16 protein-coding genes and 8 tRNA genes are annotated in these 21299 nt (G+C 63.9%); 4 read left to right on the top strand and 20 right to left on the bottom strand.

The window, feature by feature from the left end; translation table 11 throughout:
• Positions 1-151 precede the first annotated feature (151 nt).
• The 8 genes from AB3X98_RS13585 to gltX form a co-directional block, all read right to left on the bottom strand.
• A tRNA-Asp gene (locus AB3X98_RS13585) sits at positions 152-228 on the bottom strand.
• An 80-nt stretch (positions 229-308) separates the two neighbouring features.
• Positions 309-384: transfer RNA gene (locus AB3X98_RS13580), tRNA-Glu, on the bottom strand.
• An 82-nt stretch (positions 385-466) separates the two neighbouring features.
• Positions 467-543: transfer RNA gene (locus tag AB3X98_RS13575), tRNA-Asp, on the bottom strand.
• A gap of 99 nt (positions 544-642) precedes the next feature.
• Positions 643-718: transfer RNA gene (locus tag AB3X98_RS13570), tRNA-Glu, on the bottom strand.
• Between the two features lie 71 nt (positions 719-789).
• A tRNA-Asp gene (locus AB3X98_RS13565) sits at positions 790-866 on the bottom strand.
• A 75-nt stretch (positions 867-941) separates the two neighbouring features.
• Positions 942-1017: transfer RNA gene (locus tag AB3X98_RS13560), tRNA-Glu, on the bottom strand.
• A 55-nt stretch (positions 1018-1072) separates the two neighbouring features.
• A tRNA-Ala gene (locus AB3X98_RS13555) sits at positions 1073-1148 on the bottom strand.
• A 245-nt stretch (positions 1149-1393) separates the two neighbouring features.
• Positions 1394-2815, bottom strand: a complete 1422-nt coding sequence (gene gltX, locus AB3X98_RS13550) for a glutamate--tRNA ligase (RefSeq protein WP_368605052.1) — start codon at positions 2813-2815, stop codon at positions 1394-1396.
• A gap of 477 nt (positions 2816-3292) precedes the next feature.
• On the opposite strand from gltX, the gene AB3X98_RS13545 reads away from it, so the two are divergent.
• Complete coding sequence (locus tag AB3X98_RS13545) at positions 3293-4237, top strand: patatin-like phospholipase family protein (protein WP_368605051.1); 945 nt, start codon at positions 3293-3295, stop codon at positions 4235-4237.
• A gap of 99 nt (positions 4238-4336) precedes the next feature.
• Here the strand turns inward: AB3X98_RS13545 and AB3X98_RS13540 are convergent, their stop codons facing one another.
• From AB3X98_RS13540 to AB3X98_RS13520, 5 genes are all read right to left on the bottom strand, one after another.
• On the bottom strand, positions 4337-5047 hold the full coding sequence (locus AB3X98_RS13540) for a C40 family peptidase (RefSeq protein ID WP_342945859.1): 711 nt from the start codon (positions 5045-5047) through the stop codon (positions 4337-4339).
• A gap of 160 nt (positions 5048-5207) precedes the next feature.
• On the bottom strand, positions 5208-6827 hold the full coding sequence (locus tag AB3X98_RS13535; RefSeq protein ID WP_368605049.1) for an ABC transporter ATP-binding protein: 1620 nt from the start codon (positions 6825-6827) through the stop codon (positions 5208-5210).
• Positions 6824-7897, bottom strand: coding sequence for an ABC transporter permease (locus AB3X98_RS13530; protein ID WP_368605066.1), 1074 nt, complete (start codon positions 7895-7897; stop codon positions 6824-6826). The genes AB3X98_RS13535 and AB3X98_RS13530 overlap by 4 nt, the downstream gene beginning before the upstream one ends.
• Before the next feature lie 34 nt (positions 7898-7931).
• The gene (locus AB3X98_RS13525; protein ID WP_028204101.1) at positions 7932-8969 is read right to left on the bottom strand and encodes a microcin C ABC transporter permease YejB; all 1038 of its coding nucleotides are present in this window, start codon (positions 8967-8969) and stop codon (positions 7932-7934) included.
• A gap of 29 nt (positions 8970-8998) precedes the next feature.
• Positions 8999-10828: an extracellular solute-binding protein gene (locus AB3X98_RS13520; protein WP_368605048.1), complete on the bottom strand. Its 1830-nt coding sequence runs from the start codon at positions 10826-10828 to the stop codon at positions 8999-9001.
• Positions 10829-11029: 201 nt separating this feature from the next.
• Here AB3X98_RS13520 and fabI point away from each other — a divergent pair, with 201 nt between their 5' ends.
• Positions 11030-11818 (top strand): enoyl-ACP reductase FabI, encoded by a 789-nt coding sequence (gene fabI / locus AB3X98_RS13515; protein ID WP_254339172.1) that lies wholly within the window; start codon positions 11030-11032, stop codon positions 11816-11818.
• Positions 11819-11965: 147 nt separating this feature from the next.
• Here the strand turns inward: fabI and AB3X98_RS13510 are convergent, their stop codons facing one another.
• From AB3X98_RS13510 to cysS, 7 genes are all read right to left on the bottom strand, one after another.
• Entirely contained in the window at positions 11966-12343 is a 378-nt protein-coding gene (locus AB3X98_RS13510; RefSeq protein ID WP_368605047.1) for a hypothetical protein, read from the bottom strand.
• A gap of 415 nt (positions 12344-12758) precedes the next feature.
• Positions 12759-12852 (bottom strand) — tRNA-Ser (locus AB3X98_RS13505).
• Between the two features lie 224 nt (positions 12853-13076).
• The gene (locus AB3X98_RS13500; RefSeq protein ID WP_069265579.1) at positions 13077-14327 is read right to left on the bottom strand and encodes an aspartate kinase; all 1251 of its coding nucleotides are present in this window, start codon (positions 14325-14327) and stop codon (positions 13077-13079) included.
• A 437-nt stretch (positions 14328-14764) separates the two neighbouring features.
• Positions 14765-16195, bottom strand: coding sequence for a tRNA lysidine(34) synthetase TilS (gene tilS, locus AB3X98_RS13495; protein ID WP_368605046.1), 1431 nt, complete (start codon positions 16193-16195; stop codon positions 14765-14767).
• Positions 16196-16236: 41 nt separating this feature from the next.
• A complete protein-coding gene (locus AB3X98_RS13490) occupies positions 16237-17208 on the bottom strand; it encodes an acetyl-CoA carboxylase carboxyltransferase subunit alpha (protein ID WP_028204107.1) in 972 nt (323 codons plus the stop codon).
• Positions 17209-17336: 128 nt separating this feature from the next.
• Positions 17337-18221, bottom strand: a complete 885-nt coding sequence (locus tag AB3X98_RS13485; RefSeq protein ID WP_368610263.1) for a DNA-3-methyladenine glycosylase — start codon at positions 18219-18221, stop codon at positions 17337-17339.
• 47 nt (positions 18222-18268) lie between these two features.
• Positions 18269-19666 carry a cysteine--tRNA ligase gene (cysS, locus tag AB3X98_RS13480; RefSeq protein WP_069265576.1) on the bottom strand — a complete coding sequence of 466 codons (1398 nt, stop codon included), beginning with the start codon at positions 19664-19666 and terminating at the stop codon, positions 18269-18271.
• Between the two features lie 274 nt (positions 19667-19940).
• Between cysS and AB3X98_RS13475 the strand changes: the two genes are divergently transcribed.
• Both AB3X98_RS13475 and AB3X98_RS13470 read left to right on the top strand, forming a co-directional pair.
• Positions 19941-20651: a M48 family metallopeptidase gene (locus AB3X98_RS13475; protein WP_069265575.1), complete on the top strand. Its 711-nt coding sequence runs from the start codon at positions 19941-19943 to the stop codon at positions 20649-20651.
• 58 nt (positions 20652-20709) lie between these two features.
• On the top strand, positions 20710-21294 hold the full coding sequence (locus AB3X98_RS13470; RefSeq protein ID WP_069265574.1) for a peptidylprolyl isomerase: 585 nt from the start codon (positions 20710-20712) through the stop codon (positions 21292-21294).
• Positions 21295-21299 lie beyond the last annotated feature (5 nt).

Here is a 21299-nt window from a genome sequence, read left to right as displayed (position 1 = left end):
AACCAGGTTTCGACAACGCTACGATAACGCGCGGCCGCCGGCAATCGCAGATTGTCCGTACGGCAAACGAAATGAAGGATGGGGATGGAAGCGCGAGAAACGTCTGTGGAAAAAGAAAAAGCCCGTTGGACGTATCCAACGGGCTTCGTTCTGGCGGAGCGGACGGGACTCGAACCCGCGACCCCCGGCGTGACAGGCCGGTATTCTAACCGACTGAACTACCGCTCCAGCTTGCTGCTCACCGGCGGGCGTCGGTCGATTCCCGCTGGCGGCGTCGCCGCATGACTCTTTGGCGCCGCATTTTGATTTGGCGTCCCCTAGGGGATTCGAACCCCTGTACTCACCGTGAAAGGGTGATGTCCTAGGCCTCTAGACGAAGGGGACAACACGGGTATAAGCGCAGGCTTACACCTTTGAACTGCAGCGGTTCGCCATTGCCGAAGCAACGACGGAACAGCTTTGAAACTGGCGGAGCGGACGGGACTCGAACCCGCGACCCCCGGCGTGACAGGCCGGTATTCTAACCGACTGAACTACCGCTCCAGCTTACTGCTCACACCGGCGGGCGTCGGTCGATTCCCGCTGGCGGCGTCGCCACACTGCTCGCTCGCAGTGCTACTTCTTTGGCGCCGCATTTTGATTTGGCGTCCCCTAGGGGATTCGAACCCCTGTACTCACCGTGAAAGGGTGATGTCCTAGGCCTCTAGACGAAGGGGACAACACGGGCTTTCGCCTGTAATCGTCACTTTAACTAAAAAGCCCGCTCACAGTTTCTGAACGGGCTCGATCTGGCGGAGCGGACGGGACTCGAACCCGCGACCCCCGGCGTGACAGGCCGGTATTCTAACCGACTGAACTACCGCTCCAGTTCGACACAGTCAGATGGATGTCGGTTGATTTCCACCTGATGCTACGCCAATCTCATTGACGACGCTCATGTCTGGCGTCCCCTAGGGGATTCGAACCCCTGTACTCACCGTGAAAGGGTGATGTCCTAGGCCTCTAGACGAAGGGGACATGATCTTTTCAGATAATGCCTTTACCGCACTCTACTGCTTACTGCATGTTCTGTTGGTGGAGGTAAGCGGGATCGAACCGCTGACCTCTTGCATGCCATGCAAGCGCTCTCCCAGCTGAGCTATACCCCCTTGCAGAACAGAAGCGAGATTTTAAACATCAATTTCGCTTTCGTCAAGAGCTTTTGAATCGTTTTTTGAAGCGCTTCGAGGTTTCCTTGAAACATCGTTGCCCGATTCTGCGGCTCTTTGCGTGAGATTTGCTGCTTATTTGCCGCTTGTTTGCGACTCTCTCGCGCTCCGTATTCAACGGAGCCCGAATACTACAAGAACTGCCGCCCGGGCGCTAGGGTCCGGGCGAATATTCTTCAAAATTTTTAGTTTGCAGCCGAAATGCCCTTCTCGAGGCGGCTCACCACCGCATCGCGGCCGAACAGCACGAGCACCGCTTCGACCGAAGGCGTATGCGTCGTCCCTGCCACGAGCAGGCGGGCCGGCATCGCGAGCTGGGGCATCTTGAGCTTGTGTGTGGCAAGCGTCGCCTTCAGCGCTGCCGAGACGCCCTCCTTCGTCCACTCCGCGCCCTTGAGCGCGACGACGAGATCGGCGAGCGCGGGGCGTACGGCTTCCGTGATGTGCTGTGCGAGCGCTTCGGCTTCCGGCTGCGGCTCGCGGTAGAACATCATCGCGCTCTCGGCGATCTCCTTGATCGTGTTCGCACGGTCCTTGAAAAGCGCGACCACGCCTTCGAGCGACGGCCCCTTGGCGAGCGCCGCCTCGTCCACGCCGAGGGCAGCGAAGAACGGCTTCGAGAGCGCGGCGAGGCGCGCGTTGTCCACTTCCTTCAGGTAGTGGTTGTTGAGCCAGTTGAGCTTGTTGTGGTCGTATTGCGCGGGCGACTTGCCGAGATGCTCGAGATCGAACCACTCCACGAACTGCTCGCACGTGAACACTTCGGCGTCGCCGTGCGACCAACCCAGACGTGCGAGATAGTTGAGGACCGCTTCCGGCAGATAGCCCGCATCGCGATAACCCATCACGCTCATCGCGCCGTGGCGCTTGCTCATCTTTTCGCCCTGCTCGTTGAGCACGGTAGGCAGGTGCGCGTAGACCGGCGGCTCGCCGCCGAGCGCGCGCAGGATGTTGATCTGGCGCGGCGTGTTATTCACGTGATCGTCGCCGCGAATCACGTGCGTGATCTTCATGTCGAGATCGTCCACGACCACGCAGAAGTTGTAGGTCGGCGTGCCGTCCGGGCGCGCGATCACGAGGTCGTCGAGCTCTTCGTTCGAGATCTCCACGCGGCCCTTGACGGCGTCGTCCCATGCCACCACGCCCGTGAGCGGGTTGCGAAAGCGCAGCACCGGCTGCACCCCCGCCGGCGGCGTGGGCAGCACCTTGCCCGGCTCCGGGCGCCACGTGCCGTCGTAGCGCGGCTTCTCGCCGGCCGCGCGCTGACGCTCGCGCAGCGCGTCGAGCTCTTCGGTCGACATGTAGCACGGGTACACGAGGCCCTGCTCCTGCATCTGCCTGAGCACTTCGCGATAACGGTCCATGCGCTGCATCTGGTAGAACGGACCTTCGTCGAAATTCAGGCCGAGCCATTCCATGCCTTCGAGGATCGCATCGACCGATTCCGACGTCGAACGCTCGAGATCGGTATCTTCGATCCGCAGCACGAAGACGCCCTTGTTGTGGCGCGCGAACGCCCACGGGTAGAGCGCGGAACGGATATTGCCGAGATGGATGAAGCCGGTCGGGCTCGGCGCGAAGCGGGTACGGACGACAGAGGTAGTCATGGGCGATTACTCGAAGACGATGCCATCCGGAGCGCGGCGCTGGCAACAAAAGCAGCGACGGCGGCGGACGGCCGGGGTTCGCGGCGCGTTCGGCCCGCGCGGCTAGCGCGGGAGCGCCGGGGGCGCGCGCAGCCTCGCGCACACGAACGGGAATCCGGAAAATTAGAGACGGGATTATACCCGCCATGCACCGCTTCGGCCTGGGGGGCGAGGCCCGGGGTGCGCGTGCGGGCGCCCGTTTCTCTCATGCAAACGTGCATGCGCTCGCAAACCGTCGAGCGCGTTGTCATCTGGCGTCACATCGCGTTACATGCACGCCTGCTAAACCGGCCGCGCTTTGCCTTATGATGTCGGCGCGCCGCCACCACGATGCGGCGTCGCGCGCGCAAACACAGCTACTCGGCCGCCCGCGCGAGCAGACCGGGGTACCGCGTCGTTCCTTGCCGGACACGCACGCGGACCGCATGGAGAACCTTCTTGAAGCAGTCATCGCCCTCATTGAGCCGCCGGCACTTTTCGCTTGCGGCCGCCTCCTCCGTCCTGGCCGCCTGCACGACCGCGGGCACGCAAACCGCCAGTGTCCCGCCGCCCGTCACCACCGTGCCCCCGCCGCCCGTCGCCAGGCCGCAGCGCCCGGTTCGCGTGGGCCTCGCGCTCGGCGGCGGCGCGGCGCGTGGCTTTGCGCATATCGGCGTGATCAAGGCGCTCGAGGCGCGCAACGTGCAAGTCGACTTCGTGGTCGGCACGAGCGCGGGCTCAGTCGTCGCGGCGCTCTACGCCTCGGGCATGAACGGTTTCGCGCTCAACAAGCTCGCGCTGACGATGGACGAAGCCTCGATCAGCGACTGGGCGATGCCGTTTCGCACGCGCGGCCTCCTGCAGGGCGTGGCGCTCCAGAACTATCTGAACACCACGCTGCACGACCGGCCCATCGAGAAGATGGCGAAGCCGCTCGGCGTCGTCTCGACCGACCTGCGCACGGGCCAGCCTATCCTGTTCCAGCGCGGCAACACGGGCATTGCCGTGCGCGCATCGTGCAGCATTCCGTCGATTTTCGAGCCGGTGAAGATTGCGGGCCACGAATACGTGGACGGCGGCCTCGTGAGCCCGGTGCCGGCCTCGTTCGCACGCAAGATGGGCGCCGACTTCGTGATCGCCGTGGACATCTCGGCGCGCCCTGAAACGGCCTCGACGCTGAGCCAGTTCGACGTGCTGATGCAGACCTTCACGATCATGGGCCAGACGATCAAGTCCTACGAACTCGACAAGTATGCCGACATCGTGATCCGCCCGAATCTCAACGCGATGTCGTCCAGCGACTTCACTCAGCGCAACGCGGCGATTCTCGCGGGCGAGGAAGCGGCGGCGCGCATTATGCCGGAACTCGAGCGCAAGCTCGCTGCAGCGCGCCTGACGGCCTGATCGCTTGACCTGAGCGCCCCTTCAGCGGGCGCACGGGCGCAAAAAACGCAAAAGCCTGCTTCGCAAGAAGCAGGCTTTTTGTTCGCTACAAAACCCCGATCAGTTGCCGCCGTTGCCCTCGAACTGCGCGCTCACGCGCTTGAGGTTTTGCTGCTGATCCGCCGTGAACGACGTTTCGATGCGGCGTGCACCGGTGAAGCGCTTTTCCCAGTATCCGTCGTCGAGGTCGTCGACGCGGATCGTGCTGCCGGTAGACGGCGAATGCACGAACTTGTTGTCGCCGATGTAGATGCCGACGTGGGAGAACGTGCGGCGCATCGTGTTGAAGAACACGAGGTCGCCCGGCTTCAGGTTGCTCATGCTGACCTTCTCGCCCACGCGGCTCATTTCCTCGGCGCGGCGCGGCAGCGACATGCCGAGCGTGTCCTGGAACACGTAGCGCACGAAGCCGCTGCAGTCGAGGCCGGAGTCGGGCGTGTTGCCGCCCCAGCGGTAACGCACACCAATCATGTTAAGTGCGCCGACAACGACGTCGCCGGCTTTGCCGGCCATGCCGGACAGGAACGCCTTGGCGCCGCCTTCGGTCGGGGCCGGAGCCGCCGCCGGGGTCGCCTGGTTGGCATTCTGGAGGGCGTTCTGAACTGCTGGGATGGACTGCGGATTCGCCGAATTGCTCGGCGAAAATGAGGCATTCTGGCTAAAGCTGCTTACTTCGTCGGCGAACGCGCCGGGAGCTGCGGCCATCAGTACGCCGATGAACATCCCGGCGACGACGCGCGTGCAAGCCTGGGTCAAGTATCGGTGCTGCATTGGTCGGTAGAAATTGCCCGTAAATCAGGGAGTTAGTGGAAAAGTTTGGACGATACTAGCCAGTAAGTATTTGTGTGTCAAAACAAATAGAAAAATTCAATCGCGACATTCACCTCATTGGTGAATTTCACCGAAATTCGCTCTAAAGTTCCGCCAAAGCCTAGCGATCGAATGCAGCTTTCAACAATTTTCGGGTGTAAGGATGGGCGGGTCTGTCGAAGAGATTCGCGACCTCTCCCGACTCGACGATCGCCCCGTCCTGCATCACCACCACCCGGTGCGCCATTGCGCCGATCACCGCCAGGTCGTGGCTGATGAACACGTAGCCCAGGTTGTACTTGCGTTGCAAATCCGTCAACAATCTCAACACCTGTTGCTGGATTGACACGTCGAGCGCGCTGGTCGGTTCGTCGAGCACGATCACGCGAGGCTCCAGCACCAGCGTGCGCGCGATGGCGATACGCTGGCGTTGGCCACCCGAAAACTCGTGCGGGTATCGGTGCAAAGCGGTGCGATCGAGGCCCACTTCGCGCAGCACGCCGACAACGCGCTTGCGCCGCTCCTCGATAGAAAGATCGGGCCGATGCAGCGCGAGCCCCTCCCCCACGATGCGCTCGATGGTTTGACGCGGAGAAAGCGAACTGAACGGGTCCTGAAAGACAACCTGCAGATGCGAGCGCAACGACAGCCTGTCGCGGCCCGTGTAGCTCGCGATGGGCCGCCCCTGGAACTCGACGATACCGCCCGCCGTTCGCTGCAGCCCCAACATCGCCATCGCAAGCGTCGTTTTTCCCGATCCGGACTCGCCGACGATGCCAAGCGTCTCACCCTGGCGCACCGCAAGGTTCGCGTCGTTCACGGCGCGATAACGCCCCTTTTGCCACCAGCCGCGAAAACCCGGCAACTTCGTTGCGAAGTCGACGACCACGTCCTTCGCCTGCAGGAGAACCGGCGCGATCGGCAGGACGGGCAGCACGTGGCGCTCGGGACGGCTCGCGATGAGCCGTTGCGTGTACGGATGTTGCGGCGCCTCGAAAATCTGCTCGACGCTGCCCGACTCCACGAGCCTGCCCTTCTCCATCACGGCCACGCGCTGCGCGAAGCGGCGCACGAGGTTCAGGTCGTGCGTGATGAGCAAGACCGACATGCCGCGCCGTGCCGCCTCCTCGCGCTGCAGCTCGAGCAGCAGATCGACGATCTGGCCGCGGATCGTCACGTCGAGCGCCGTGGTCGGCTCGTCGGCGAGCAACAGACGCGGACGGCACGCGAGCGCCATCGCGATCATCACGCGCTGGCGCTGGCCGCCCGAGAGCTGATGCGGATAACTCGACACGCGCCGCCGCGCCTCGGTAATGCCCGTGCGCTCGAGCAGTCCCACCGCCTGCTCGTAGGCCGCTTTCTTCGAGACGCCGTCGTGCAGCACGATGGTTTCCGCGATCTGTTCGCCGATCGTGTAGAGCGGATTGAGCGCCGTCATCGGTTCCTGGAAGATCATCGCGACGTCGTTGCCGCGCAGACCGCGCATCGCGCGTTCGCTCTTCGCGAGCAGATCGTCGCCGTCGAGGCGGATGCTTCCACTGATCTGCGCGTCCTGCAGCAGGCGCAGTACCGCGAGCGCGGTGACGGTCTTGCCCGAGCCCGACTCGCCGACGAGCGCCACGCGCTCGCCGCGCCCGATCGCGAGCGTGACATCATCGACGGCGAGCGTCTCGTCGAAGCGCACGCTCAGGTGCTCGATCGAGAGGAGCGGCGCGGCGGCGTCCTGAGGCACGGCGCTCACTGGTTGCCTCCGGCCTTCATGGCGTCGGAAATACGCGTATCGAGCGCGTTGCGTAGCGCGTCGCCGATGAACGTGAGCAGCAGCAGCGTCGCCACGAGCACACCGAAAGTCGAGAGCGCGATCCACCATGCGTCGAGATTGCGCTTGCCCTGTGCGAGCAACTCGCCGAGGCTCGGCGTGGGTGCGGGCACGCCAAGGCCCAGGAAGTCGAGACTCGTGAGTGCGAGAATCGCGCCGCTCATGCGAAACGGCAGGAACGTGATGACCGGCGTGAGGCTGTTGGGCAGCACGTGATGCCAGATGATCTGCCAGTTCGACAGGCCCATTGCGCGCGCGGCGAGCACATAGTCCTGGTTGCGATTGCGCAGGAATTCCGCGCGCACATAGTCGGACAAACCGATCCAGCCGAACAGCGAAAGCAGCACGATCAGCAGCACGAAGCCCGGCTCGAAGATCGCCGCGAAAATGATCAGCAGATAAAGCTCGGGTAGCGAACTCCAGATCTCGATGAGACGCTGTCCGAAGATATCGACCTTGCCGCCGAAGTACCCTTGCACCGCGCCCGCCAGCACGCCGAGCAGCGTGCCGATGGCAGTCAGCACGAGCGCGAACTCCACCGACACGCGAAAGCCGTACAGCAAGCGGGCGAACAGGTCGCGGCCGCTCTCGTCGGTGCCGAGCCAGTTCTGGCGCGACGGCGGCGCGGGGTTCGGCACTTTCGCGAAGTAGTTGAGTGTGTCGTAGTAGTACGGATTCGGCGGATAGATCGCGAAGTTGCCCGGCGCGTCGAAGCGGTGGCGAATGTACGGATCGAGGTAGTCGGCAGGCGTCGGGAAATCGCCGCCGAACGCGGTTTCCGGATGGTCCTTGAACAGCGGGAAATACAGGTGCCCGTCGTAGCGCACGACAAGCGGCTTGTCGTTGCACCAGAGCGGACCCGCGAGACTCGCCGCAAACGCGACAAGAAACACGATCAGGCTCCAGTAGCCCAGGCGCTGCTGCTTGAAGCGCAGCCACACGCGACGGGCGGGCGTGGGCGACTTGAAGGCGCGCACGCTCTCGGTACGCAGTTCGGGTTCAGCGCCAGCGCGGACTCGGTTCAACTCAGCGCTCCAGTTGTTCGAATTGGATGCGGGGATCGACCCACACGTAGCACAGATCGGAAATCAGTTTGGTTAGCAGTCCGATCAACGTGAAGAGGTACAGCGTGCCGAGCACGACCGGATAGTCGCGCCGCACGACGGATTCGTACGAAAGCAGGCCGAGCCCGTCGAGCGAGAAAAGCGTTTCGATCAGCAGGCTGCCGGTGAAGAACGCGCCGATGAACGCCGCCGGGAACCCCACCACGAGCGGCAGCAGCGCGTTGCGAAAGACGTGCTTCCAGAGCACGGTGCGCTCCGAGAGCCCTTTCGCGCGCGCGGTCAGCACGTATTGGCGGCGAATCTCTTCGAGAAAGGCGTTCTTGGTCAGCATGGTCGTGACGGCGAAACTGCCCACGACCGACGCCGTCACGGGCAGCGTGATGTGCCAGAGATAGTCGAGAATCTTGCCGCCGAGCGAGAGCGTGTCCCAGTTGTCAGACGTGAGATTGCGCAGCGGGAAAAGCTGCAGGAACGAGCCGCCGCCGAACAGCACGAGCAACAGCACGCCCAGCACGAAGCCCGGAATGGCGTAACCGACGAGCACGACGAGACTCGTCACGAGGTCGAACCGCGAGCCGTTGCGCACCGCCTTCGCGATGCCCAACGGCACCGATATCAGATAAGTGAGAAAGAAGGTCCAGAGGCCGATGCTGATCGACACCGGCAGCTTGGAAATGATCAGCGACCACACGCTCTGGTGATGGAAATAGCTCTGTCCGAGATCGAAGCGCGCAAAGCGCCCGAGCATCAGGAAATAGCGTTGCAGCGGCGGCTTGTCGAAGCCGTAAAGCTGCTTGAGCTGCGCGATCTGCTGCGCGTCCACGCCCGAATGCGCGCGCATGCCGAACGGCATGCCCTGCTCCGCGCCCCGCCGCAATTCGCGCACCGCCTGTTCGACGGGACCGCCCGGCACGAACTGGATCACGCCGAAGGTCAGCGTAAGCACGCCGAGCAGCGTCGGGATCATCAGCAGCAGGCGTTTGACGATGTAGCTCCACATGATTTCGATGCTTTCCGTCGTGTCCGTCGTTAATGACCCGTCGCCTGTGGCGCGGACTGCGGCTTGAACCACCACGTCGAGATGATCCAGTCGTTCGCGCCATAGTACAGCGGCAACTTCGCCGGATAGGCCAGCGTGTTCTTGAACGCCACCCGGTGCGTCGCGCTGTACCACTGCGGCACCACATAGTAGCCGTGCATCAGCACCCGGTCGAGCGCATGCGTGGCGTCGAGCAGTTGCTGGAGCGTCTGCGCCCGCGTGAGCGCCTTGAGGATCGCGTCGACGGCCGGCGACTTCAGGCCCAGCAGATTGCCCGAGCCCGGCTCGTCGGCGGCCTTGCTGCCGAAGCGATCGACCTGCTCCGCGCCCGGCACCTGGACGTCGGGGAACTTGATGGTCGTCATGTCGAAGTCGAAGGCGTCGAGCCGCTTCTGGTAGAGCGCGAAATCGACCGAGCGATAGTTCACCTGGATGCCAAGGCGCCTGAGCGCCTGCGTGTACTGCGCCATGATCGGCGCCCACTGCGCCGAAGCGCTCGTGTCGTCGAGCACCTCGAACGTGAACGGCTCGCCCTTCGCGTTGCGCAGCGCGCCGTCGCGATAGGTCCAGCCGGCTTCGGCGAGCAGCGCACGCGCCTTGAGCAGATTTGCTCGCAGCGAGCCCGGCGGGGTCGTATCGGGCTGCGAGGGCGGCGGCCCGAACACGGCGGGATCGAGCGACTTGCGCCACGGCTCGAGCAAGGCAAGTTCGCCAGGCGATGGCAGCCCCTTTGCCTGCAGTTGCGTGTTCGCGAACCAGCTGTCGATGCGACGGTACTGGCTATAGAACAGCATGCGGTTGAGCCACGGGAAGTCGAGCGCGAGATCGAGGGCGCGGCGCACGCGCACGTCCTGGAACACGGGCCTGCGCAGATTCATGACGAAGCCCTGCATGCCGGTGCCGTTGTGCTGCGGGAACTCGCGCTTGATGAGCTCGCCGCTGTCGAAGCGCTTGCCGACATCGCGCCGCACCCAGTTGCGCGCGACGTATTCGACGAGCGCGTCGTACTCGCCTGCCTTGAAGGCCTCGAGGCGTGCCACGTCATCCGAATAGAGCTTGTAGGTAACACGCTCGAAGTTGTTGGTGCCCACGCGCACCGGCAGGTCCTTGCCCCAGTAGTTGGGGTCGAGCTTGTAGGTGATCGTGCGACCGTTCGAGTAGCGGTCGATCACATACGGGCCGCTGCCGATCGGCTGCTCGAACGCGAGCTGATCGAAGGCGACGCGGCTGCCGTCCGGGCGCAAGCCCCACTTGTGCGAGAACACCGGCATGCCGCCCGCGATGAGCGGCAGCTCGCGGTTGTTACTGCGGAACTCGAAGCGGATCGTCGCGGGATCGACCACCACCGCGCGCGTGATCTCGCTGAAATACGCCTGCATGGAGGGCGCGGCCTGGCGGCTCTTGAGCGTGTCGAGCGAGAACTTCACGTCTTCGGCAGTCACCGGGTCGCCGTTCGAGAAGCGCGCCTTCGGGTTGATGTGGAAGGTCACCGAAAGCGCGTCGGGCGCGATGCGGATGTCGTCGGCGAGCAAACCATAGGCCGAGGCCACTTCGTCGAGGCTCCCCGTCGTGAGGCTCTCCAACAGCATGCCGAGCCCCGGGGCCGCGTTGCCGCGTAGCGTGAACGGGTTGAACTTGTCGAAACTCGTGAGGCGGTCGGGATTGGCGAGGACGAGCGTGCCGCCCTTGGGCGCATCCGGATTCACGTAGTCGAAGTGCGGGAATCCTTGCGGATATTTGGGCTCGCCGTACTGCGCAATGGCGTAGACCGCGTGCGCGCTCGGCATGGCCAGCAGCCCGCATCCGAGCGCAAGACACATCGCCGCCAGCCTTTTGGCAAGTGCGAACCGAACCGCAGGAACGGTTGCCCCAAGCGCGCCGAGCGCCGTCCTGCCTCGCGTTCCTGTCGTCATAGATCGGTAATTGTCCAGGCTGCCTTGTCAGTTGTGAGAGAATTCTACCCAAACCACGCGGCGCCGCCCCCACAGGCGCTGGCGCATTGACCTGATTTAGGAGAATTCATGGGCTTCCTCGCTGGCAAACGTATCCTGTTGACCGGCCTGCTGTCGAACCGTTCGATCGCGTACGGCATCGCGCAGGCGTGCAAGCGCGAAGGCGCGGAACTGGCGTTCACATACGTCGGCGACCGCTTCAAGGACCGTATCACCGAGTTCGCGCAGGAGTTCGGCAGCGACCTCGTGTTCCCCTGCGATGTGGCCGACGACGCGCAAATCGAAGCGCTCTTCACGGACCTCAAGCAACACTGGGATACGCTCGACGGCCTCGTCCACTCGATCGGCTTCGCGCCGCGCGAGGCGATTGCGGGTGACTTCCTCGACGGCATGACGCGCGAGAACTTCCGCATTGCGCACGACATTTCGGCATACAGCTTCCCCGCGCTTGCCAAGGCCGCCAAGCCGATGCTCGCCCAGAACGCTTCGCTGCTGACGCTGACCTATCTCGGCGCAGAGCGCGCGATCCCGAACTACAACACCATGGGCGTCGCGAAAGCCGCACTCGAAGCGAGCGTGCGTTATCTCGCGGTGGCGCTCGGTGCGCAAGGCGTGCGCGTGAACGGCATCTCCGCCGGCCCGATCAAGACGCTCGCGGCAAGCGGTATCAAGGGCTTTGGCAAGATTCTCGACTTCGTCGCACAGAACGCCCCGCTGCAGCGTAACGTGACCATCGAGCAGGTCGGCAATTCCGCCGCGTTCCTGCTCTCCGATCTGGCAGCGGGCGTGACCGCCGAGATCATGCACGTCGACTCCGGCTTCAACGCGGTGGTTGGCGGCATGGCCGGCCTCGAGTAAGCCTCTCTTCGCGTTGCGCGCGCATCGTTGCGCGCGCAACGGCAAGAATGCAAAAGCCGCCCACTGGGCGGCTTTTCTTTTGGCGTGGCGTTCGATGCGCGATGCGCGCCGTGTCACGCGCACCACGCCGGCAAAGAGCCTCGCGGCTTAGTGCCAGTGTCCCGGAGGACCGCCGTGGTCGCGGTCGTAGTGGTCGCGGTCGTAGTGGCCGCGGTCGTAGTGTCCGCGGCCCGGGCCGTCATAGCCGCCGTGATGACGATACCAGTCGTCGCGCCCCCAGTAGCGGCGGCCGTCCCAGTAACGGTCACCGTGCCAGCCGATGACGATGGCCGGTGGCGCGGCATAAACAGGAGCCGGCTGATAGACGACCGGCGGCGGAGGCGGCGCGTAGACCGGTTGCGGAGCGACATAAACCGGGGCCGGAATACCGATGTTGACACCAACGCTCACGCCAGCCATAGCAACGCTCGATGCGCCGATAGCCACGCCCCCGAGCAGCATTGCAACAACACGTGGGAACTTCATGGACTCACCTTTCGGATTTGATGTTTTGTTCAAGCCAATATAACGCACGGCTTTCGCCCGCGTATTTCAAACTTGTAATAACTGATGCACGAACCTGGCCTGCGTTCGATGTCGTTACGTCTCGTTACACTGGGCGGCGGATGGCCAACAGCGCCGGGCAGAATAGCATCGCTTGCGCCGGTGTGCAGAAGACTTCGCACGACTCGCGAACCCCAGTCCATTTATCGGCGCCTCAATGCAAAACCTTTGCACTCCAGGGCGCCATCGCAATTTGCCTGGCATTCCTGACGATTCTTGCAGTGCTTCTTCCACTGCCTTCGAGCGACGACTTATTGCCTCCTCACATCGAGCAATTTGCGACCCAAAAAACAAAAACCCCGCAAGCCGAGACTTGCGGGGTTTCCACCGCCATTACTGGCGGAGACGGAGGGATTCGAACCCTCGATCCAGGTTTTGGCCCAGATGCTCCCTTAGCAGGGGAGTGCCTTCGACCTCTCGGCCACGTCTCCCAAAAACTTCGTTCGCGCCAGGGAGGCAGCGCAACGAAGCCAAGATAATAGCGGGTTAGCGCCTTCCGGTCAATTCATATGACGCTTTTTTGCAAAGTTTTTTCTGCAAGCGCACAACGAACCTCGGGCGCGGCATCGTGCATCGGAATCGAGCGGAAAAACCGCGTCACATCCTCGTCACACAACACAAACGCGGCGCAATGGCCGCGCAAACACGGCACGGTTTACGCGTGCTCGAGGTCGAACGCCTTGTGCAGCGCGCGCACTGCCAGCTCCATGTACTTCTCGTCGATCAGTACCGAAATCTTGATCTCCGAGGTCGAGATCATCTGGATGTTGATGCCCTCTTCCGAAAGCGTGCGGAACATCTTGCTCGCCACGCCCACGTGCGAACGCATGCCCACGCCGACCACCGAAACCTTCGACACCTTCGCGTCGCCGAGCACCTGCTCCGCGCTCACGTGACCCTTCACCTGGTTGTTCAGCACATCGATGGCGCGCTGATAGTCGCCGCGCGGCACCGTGAACGTGAAGTCGGTCTTGCCGGCCACGCTCTGGTTCTGGATGATCATGTCGACGTCGATGTTAGCGTCCGCCACCGGGCCGAGGATCTGATACGCGATACCGGGCTTGTCGGGCACGCCCATCACGATGATGCGGGCCTCGTCGCGCTGGAACGCGATACCCGAGATGACTGCTTTTTCCATGGTCTCGTCTTCTTCAAAAGTAATCAGGGTGCCCGAGGACATCTCCTCGTCGAGGTTCATCATCGGGTCGGTCAGGCTGGAGAGCACACGCGTCTTCACCTGATACTTGCCCGCGAATTCCACCGAGCGGATCTGCAGCACTTTCGAGCCGAGGCTGGCCATTTCCAGCATCTCTTCGAACGTAATGCGGTCGAGACGGCGTGCGTCGTCGACCACACGCGGGTCGGTCGTGTAGACGCCGTCGACGTCCGTATAGATCAGGCATTCGTCGGCCTTCAGCGCCGCTGCGACTGCAACTGCCGACGTGTCCGAGCCGCCGCGCCCGAGCGTGGTGATGTGGCCTTCCGGGTCGATGCCCTGGAAGCCCGTGATCACGACCACCTTGCCTTCGTCGAGATCGGCCAGCACGCGCTCGCCGTCGATGTCGTTGATGCGGGCCTTGGTGAACGAGCTGTCGGTTTTGACCGGCACTTGCCAGCCGGTGTAGCTGATGGCGTCGACGCCTGCTTCCTGCAGGGCGATCGACAAAAGACCGACGCTCACCTGCTCACCGGTCGACGCAATCATGTCGAGCTCGCGCGGGCTGGGCTGCGGCGAAATTTCTTTCGCGAGACCGAGCAGACGATTGGTTTCGCCGGACATCGCCGAAGGCACGACGACCATCTTGTGGCCGGCCTTGTGCCATTTGGCGACGCGCTTGGCGACGTTCTTGATGCGCTCGACCGAGCCCATCGAGGTGCCGCCGTATTTGTGTACGATGAGTGCCATTGTCGTTCTGAACTGGAGATGTTACCGCGCTGGCGCACTGAAGAACCGGGCCGCCCGGACGCCTTGGGGCCACGGCGGCGGCTTCAGCGCGTGCAGCACGCGCGGGGTTTTGCCTCAGGGGCGCGAAGGCCGGCGCATCGTGTCGACGCGCGCTGGTGCCTTGCACTCGCGCCCTGCCCGCATGCCGCTACGACGTCCCTGCAACCGTCGGATACCGCTCGAAGGAAAAATCGCGCCTTCACGAGACACGCCGCTTTTGACGGCGTCCGCGAACGCGAAAAAGCGGGCTGGACAAACGACTTACACTACCCGATTGACGCCGAAATTACAAGACAGGACACGCTCGCAGAGGCCGAAAGAGGCCTGTGTGGCAAGGATTTGCGGGGGAACGATCGCCACGCCCGTCGGCGAATTAATCGATGACGTCGGACGCGACTTCAGGCGATCAGCACATCCTTGCGCCATTCGATGCGTCGCCAGGCCGCGTCAGGCTCGCCGGGCGTCGCGCCGAACGCCGACCGGTTCACGCCGATACGGGGCACGAACAGCAGCGTCTCGCCCACATAGAGCAACGGCACGTCGCGCTCCCATGCCGGCACGCCGCGCGTCTGGAACAGGTTCTTGAGCGTGCGGCTCACGTGCGCGGCTTCGTCGCGCAAGCGCTCGCCGCCGCTGCGCTCGCGCGCGACAAGCGGCGCGCTCGCGAGCACGTGCTCGGGAACGGCATCGGCATCGTCGGGAGCGGCGGGCGCGAAAACGTAGGTCCCGCGCCATGACGGCAGCCGCCAGACTTCCTCGCCGCGCCAGTTCAACGACATGGGCGCGCGTGCATGAGCGGCGCCCTCGCCTGCGCGTTCGTCGCGCGCCCGCATGGCTTCCCACGAAACGATGCCGCGATATGCGCGCAAGCGATGTCCGGCGTGATCGACGCGCAACGCATGGCCATTCGGGTCATCGCGCGCAACCTCGCGCAACTGCCGCAACAGATCCGCAAGCCGCGCGGTCGACGCCGCCGGCAGGCCAAGCGAGCGCATCCAGTAACGCAGCACATTGAGGGCGCGTGTATCGTCGAGCGCGAGCAGCGCGGCATGTGAAAGCGCGCGGTCGCCCTCGCGTCCGACGTCGCGCAAATCGATGCGCGCGAGATCGTCGAGCAGACGCTGCGAAGCAGCTGCATGCGCCGCCGTGCGCGCGAGCGCATCGCGATAGCCAGGAAAATGAGCCGAGAGCGCCGGCATCACGTCGTGACGCAAGGCGTTGCGCGCGTAGCGCGTGTCGTCGTTCGATTCGTCGTCGATCCAGTGCAGGCCGTGCGCGCGCGCATAGCGCTCCAGTTGCATGCGCAACAGCGCGAGCAGCGGCCGCATGCGCGCCACGCCATTCGCGCTCGCACGTGCCGGCGCCATCGCTGCGAGCCCCGCGAGCCCGGCGCCGCGCAGCAACTGCAGCAGCACCGTCTCCGCCTGATCGTCCGCATGCTGCGCGAGCCAGAGCGCCTGCACGCCGTGCGCCGCGCACATCGCGTCGAGCGCGCGGTAGCGCGCGTCGCGGGCAGCCGCCTCGACGCCGGCCGCGTCGTCGCGCGCCAACTCTACGCGCCTCGCGTCGAACGTCACGCCGTACGCGCGCGCGGTTACCTCGCAATGGGCAAGCCATGCGTCGGCGTTCGGGCTCAGGCCGTGATGCACATGCAGTGCGACGAGACGCTGTGCGCCCGCCGCCCGCACCGCGGCGTCCAGCAGCACGGACGAGTCGAGCCCGCCGCTATACGCGATCGCGATGCGTGCGTCGTCGGCAAGCGTGGAAAGCACAACGCCGAGCGCATCGAGAACGATGCGCCCGGCGTCGGATTCGGGATGGTCGGTCACAGCACGACCGCAGACGTCGAGGAACGTTGACGTCGCGCGCCTTATGCGCCCGGCGTCGTTTCCTTGAACTTGCCGTAGGCCATCAGGCGCTCGAAACGGCGCTGCTTCAGATCGGCGATGCTCATGCCCTGGAACTGGCGCAGCGAGTCGGCGAGCGCGCGGCGCAGCAGCGCGGCCATGCCCTTCGGGTCCCGATGCGCGCCGCCGAGCGGCTCGTTCACGATCTTGTCGATGAGGCCCAGCGCCTTGAGACGGTGCGCCGTGAGGCCCAGCGCTTCCGCAGCTTCCGGCGCCTTCGCAGCGCTCTTCCAGAGAATCGACGCGCAGCCTTCCGGCGAAATCACCGAGTAGGTCGAGAACTGCAGCATCATGACGGTATCGGCCACGGCCACAGCGAGCGCGCCGCCCGAACCGCCTTCGCCGATGATCGTCGTGATGATCGGCGTCTTGAGTTCGGCCATCACATAGAGATTGCGGCCAATGGCTTCCGACTGGCCGCGCTCTTCCGCGCCGATGCCCGGGTACGCGCCCGGCGTGTCGACGAACGTGAAGATGGGCAGGCCAAATTTTTCGGCGAGACGCATCAGGCGTTCGGCCTTGCGATAGCCTTCCGGGCGCGGCATGCCGAAGTTGCGCGCGGCGCGCTCCTTCGTGTCACGGCCCTTCTGGTGGCCGATCACCATGCAGGCCTGGCCATTGAAGCGCGCGAGGCCGCCGACGACGGAAAGGTCGTCCGCGAACGAGCGGTCGCCATGGAGTTCGTGAAAATCGGTAAAAAGCTCGTGCACGTAATCGAGCGTGTACGGACGCTGCGGATGACGCGCGATCTGCGAAACCTGCCACGGGCTCAGGTTCGCATAGAGGTCCTTCGTGAGTTGCTGGCTCTTCTTCGACAGCCGCTCGATTTCTTCCGAAATATCGACGGCCGAATCGTCCTGAACGAAGCGCAGTTCTTCGATCTTCGCTTCCAGTTCAGCGATCGGCTGTTCGAAATCCAGAAACGTGGTCTTCATGTGTGGGAATCCTTCACTTTGCGGCAGCGCGTATTCTAACCGCGCCAGCCCGCGCCGAAATCGGCTCAGAACTATCGATTTCTTCGATCGATAGCATTTTTCTCAGACGCTGACGACAGCCCCGGGCCTCACGACGGCTCGAGGCTGCGCCACATATACCAGGTCGCGACGGTACGCCACGGCTCCCAGTTGGCCGCGACTTCGCGCGCTTCGCTGCGCGTGACCGGCTCGCCACTGAAATAGTTGACGCTGATCGCGCGGATCAGGCCCAGATCGTCGAGCGGCAGCACATTCGGGCGTGCGAGATTGAAGATCAGGAACATCTCGGCGGTCCAGCGGCCAATGCCGCGAATCGCCGTGAGCTCCGCGATCACGTCTTCGTCCTCCATCGACGTCCACTTGCCGACGTGCAGCGCACCCGAGACGAAATGCTGCGCGAGATCGAGGATGTATTCCGTCTTGCGTTTCGAGAGGCCACACGCGGCGAGCTTCTCGTGACCGAGTTTCAGGAACTGCTGCGGCATGAGCTTCGGGCATGCGGCTTCCACACGCTGCCACAGCGCCTGCGCCGCCGCCGTCGAAATCTGCTGGCCGACCACCGAGCGTGCGAGCGTGACGAACGGATCGTCGCGGCTCAACAAATGCACGGGACCGAACTTCGGGATCAGCTTCTTGAGAATGCGGTCGCGCTTGACGAGGTCCGCGCACGCCTTGTCCCAATAGTCGGGACGCTGCACTTCGAATTCGAGATCGCCCAGCGCGTTCGCCGCGGGCTCCACGGCTTCGAGTGCCGCCGGACCATTGGAGAGCGCAGCCTCGATTGCCGCGCCGTCGAGCACTTCGTGCGAGCCGGACGCGCCGTTGGTTTTCCCGCGCGCCGTCTTCGCAGCCGGCCTTGTCGCTGCCTTGCCGCCCGCTCCATTGAGCGCACGCTTTGCACCTGCGGGTGCGCCCGCAGTTCCGCCCGTTAGCGACGCAGACCGCCTGGTCTGCGTCTTCGTGGCCGTTGCCATCCTGCCTCCTGCCTCGCGAATCGATCAGTGGAAACTGGACAGCCCGCTTACACGCGGCGCCACTCGGTCAACCCGCCCGGTTTGTCTTCGAGCGCGACACCGGCTTCGAGCAGTTCGGCCCGAATCCGGTCCGCCTCCGCATATTGCTTCGCCTGCTTGGCCGCCGTGCGCGCCGCGATCTTCGCTTCGATCGCTGCCACGTCGAGCGCGCCTGCATCTTGTGCGCCCGCGGCCTGTTGCAGGAACACGCGCGGCTCGCGCACGAGCAGCCCGATCACACGTGCGAGACGCTGCAACTGACGCGCGAGCATGGCGTCGCGCGTACGGTTCACCTCGCTCGCGAGTTCGAACAGCACGGCGATCGCCACCGGCGTGTTGAAATCGTCGTTCATTGCCGCACGAAAACGTTGCGCGTACGGCTCGTTCCAGTCAAGCTCGCCCGCGTCCGGCGTCACGTCTTTCAACGCCGTGTAAAGACGGGTGAGCGCGTTGCGCGCGTCGTCGAGATGCGCGTCGCTGTGATTCAGCGGCGAGCGGTAATGCGCGCGCGCCATGAAGAAGCGCACCACTTCGGCATCGTACTTCGCCAGCACTTCGCGGATCGTGAAGAAGTTGCCGAGCGACTTCGACATCTTCTCGTTGTCGATATTCACGAAGCCGTTATGCATCCACGTATTGACGAACGTCTTGCCGGTCGCGCCTTCGCTCTGCGCAATCTCGTTCTCATGGTGCGGAAACTGCAGGTCCTGACCGCCGCCGTGAATGTCGAAGTGCTCGCCGAGCAACGTGCAGCCCATCGCCGAGCATTCGATATGCCAGCCCGGACGCCCGCGTCCATATTTCGAATCCCAGCTCGTGTCGGCCGGCTCTTGCGGTTTTGCCTGTTTCCAGAGCACGAAGTCAAGCGGATCCTGCTTGGCATCGTTCGTCGCCACACGTTCGCCCGCGCGCAGGTCTTCGATCGACTTGCCGGAGAGCGCGCCATAGTTCGCGAACTTGCGCACCGCGTAGTTCACGTCGCCGTCCGCGCCCTGGTACGCGTAGCCGTTGCGCTCGAGCTTGCCGATCATGTCGAGCATCTGCGGAATGTACTGCGTCGCGCGCGGCTCGTGATCGGGACGCTCGATGCCGAGCGCGTCCGCGTCTTCGTGCAGCGCTGCGATGAAACGGTCGGTGAGCTGCTTGATCGTCTCGCCGTTTTCTACCGCACGACGAATGATCTTGTCGTCGATATCGGTAATGTTGCGCACATAGGTCACGTTGTAGCCGAGCGCGCGCAGCCAGCGTTGCACGATATCGAACACCACCATCACACGCGCATGCCCGACATGACAATAGTCGTACACCGTCATCCCGCAGACGTACATACGCACGACGCCGGGCTCGAGTGGCACGAAATTTTGCTTGTCACGCGCGAGCGTGTTGTAGATGCGCAGTGATTCCATAAAGGCGATGGATACGTGGGTCGAAAGAAATCCGCGGCGGCGCCGACCGCAGCCAGCGGGTGATGCCCGCATTGCTCAGGCTGCTGTCTGTCGGCGACCGGACTGCAACCAGGTTGCTATCGGGGCGGAGACGACCACGAGTGGCGTTAGAAAGCCCGGCGACTCGCGCAGCGCGCCCGGAATACGAATGAAACGGGCGAGGGACAAAGCGCGCGACGAAACGCACAGACCTTTTGTTAGAATGGCTCGGAGTATAACACCGCGACCTCACCCTATGAAACCTTCCAGCGGCCGCGCGCCCCGTGCTGCGACCCTTGCCGCGTCGGCTCTCTCGAGCGTCGCGATCGTGCTGTGCAGTGTCAGCATCGCGCATGCCGCGCCTCCGGCGACCTCCGACGCCACGCCCGGCGCCGACGCCGCGATCAGCCAGCACGACTGGGCTGGCGCGCTCAGCCAGCTCGACGCGCGCATCAAGACGAACCCGCGCGACGTGCAGGCGAAGTTCAAGCGCGCGACCATTCTCGCGCGCCTGAACCGCGACGACGACGCGATCGAGGCGTTCACCGAACTCACGCAGCTCTACCCCGAATTGCCCGAGCCTTACAACAATCTCGCGGCGCTTTACGCGAAGCATGGCCGCTACGACGAGGCGCGCGTCGCGCTCGAAACCGCGGTGAAGGCAAACCCGTCGTACGGACTCGCGTGGGAAAATCTCGGCGACCTTTACCTGCGTCTGGCCGACGCGTCATACCGTCGCGCGCAAACGCTTGGCCATGCAAGCGGCACCACGCAGCAGCGCCAGGCCGACATCGCGAAGATCATCTCGCCGCCGCCCGCGCAAAAGAAGTCGGCCGCGGCAGCGGCAGAAAGCGCATCGGCAGCGAGCCCGTCGGCCATCGTGCCCGCGCTCAGCAACCCGGCGTACCAGTTCGGCGGCTCGACGGGATCGCTCGCGATGCCGCCTTTCGTGGCGCCGTCGAACTAACATCTGGCGCGCAGCGTGCGCGCCGCGACACGTTTTTCCCGCACTTCCGAGGATACTCATGAAATGGTTGATGTTGGCGCTCGGCAGCGCCGCCCTGATCGCGAACGCACCCGCCTTTGCACAAAACGGCCAGCCGGCCGCCGCGCATCCGCAAGTGCTCTTCAAGACCAGTGAAGGCGACATTCGCGTCGAGCTCTATCCGGAGAAAGCGCCGAAGACCGTCGACAATTTCCTGCAGTACGTGAAGGCTGGCCAGTACAACGGCACGATCTTTCATCGCGTCATTCGCGGCTTCATGATCCAGGGCGGCGGCTACACGCAAAGCTTCGTCGAGAAACCCACGCGCGCGCCGATCGCGCTCGAAAGCAGGAATGGCCTGAAGAACCTCACGGGCACGATCGCGATGGCGCGCACGAGCGACCCGAATTCGGCCACCGCCCAGTTCTTCATCAACACGGTGGATAACGCCGGCCTCGACTATCCGAACCCGGACGGCAACGGCTATGCCGTGTTCGGCAAGGTCACGCAAGGCATGGACGTCGTGAAGAAGATCGAAGCGGCGCCCACCACCTCGCGCGGCCCGATGTCCGATGTGCCGCAAAAGGAAATCGTGATCGAGTCGGCGACCGTCGTCGGCAAGTAAGCACG

The organism is Paraburkholderia sp. BR14312 (genome assembly GCF_040948675.1).
Classification (GTDB): Bacteria; Pseudomonadota; Gammaproteobacteria; order Burkholderiales; family Burkholderiaceae; genus Paraburkholderia; species Paraburkholderia nodosa_A.
The sequence above is the reverse complement of the archived record's forward strand: the minus strand, read 5'-3'. Positions and strand labels throughout refer to the sequence as shown.

Bases quoted from the DNA above. Each gene is read 5' to 3' on its own strand.
- AB3X98_RS13470 (WP_069265574.1), top strand. From the start codon at position 20,710: ATGAAATGGTTGATGTTGGCGCTCGGCAGCGCCGCCCTGATCGCGAAC.
- AB3X98_RS13475 (WP_069265575.1), top strand. From the start codon at position 19,941: ATGAAACCTTCCAGCGGCCGCGCGCCCCGTGCTGCGACCCTTGCCGCG.
- gltX (WP_368605052.1), bottom strand. From the start codon at position 2,815: ATGACTACCTCTGTCGTCCGTACCCGCTTCGCGCCGAGCCCGACCGGC.
- AB3X98_RS13490 (WP_028204107.1), bottom strand. From the start codon at position 17,208: ATGAAGACCACGTTTCTGGATTTCGAACAGCCGATCGCTGAACTGGAA.
- AB3X98_RS13500 (WP_069265579.1), bottom strand. From the start codon at position 14,327: ATGGCACTCATCGTACACAAATACGGCGGCACCTCGATGGGCTCGGTC.
- AB3X98_RS13485 (WP_368610263.1), bottom strand. From the start codon at position 18,221: ATGGCAACGGCCACGAAGACGCAGACCAGGCGGTCTGCGTCGCTAACG.
- AB3X98_RS13540 (WP_342945859.1), bottom strand. From the start codon at position 5,047: ATGCAGCACCGATACTTGACCCAGGCTTGCACGCGCGTCGTCGCCGGG.
- AB3X98_RS13510 (WP_368605047.1), bottom strand. From the start codon at position 12,343: ATGAAGTTCCCACGTGTTGTTGCAATGCTGCTCGGGGGCGTGGCTATC.
- cysS (WP_069265576.1), bottom strand. From the start codon at position 19,666: ATGGAATCACTGCGCATCTACAACACGCTCGCGCGTGACAAGCAAAAT.
- fabI (WP_254339172.1), top strand. From the start codon at position 11,030: ATGGGCTTCCTCGCTGGCAAACGTATCCTGTTGACCGGCCTGCTGTCG.
- AB3X98_RS13520 (WP_368605048.1), bottom strand. From the start codon at position 10,828: ATGTGTCTTGCGCTCGGATGCGGGCTGCTGGCCATGCCGAGCGCGCAC.
- AB3X98_RS13525 (WP_028204101.1), bottom strand. From the start codon at position 8,969: ATGTGGAGCTACATCGTCAAACGCCTGCTGCTGATGATCCCGACGCTG.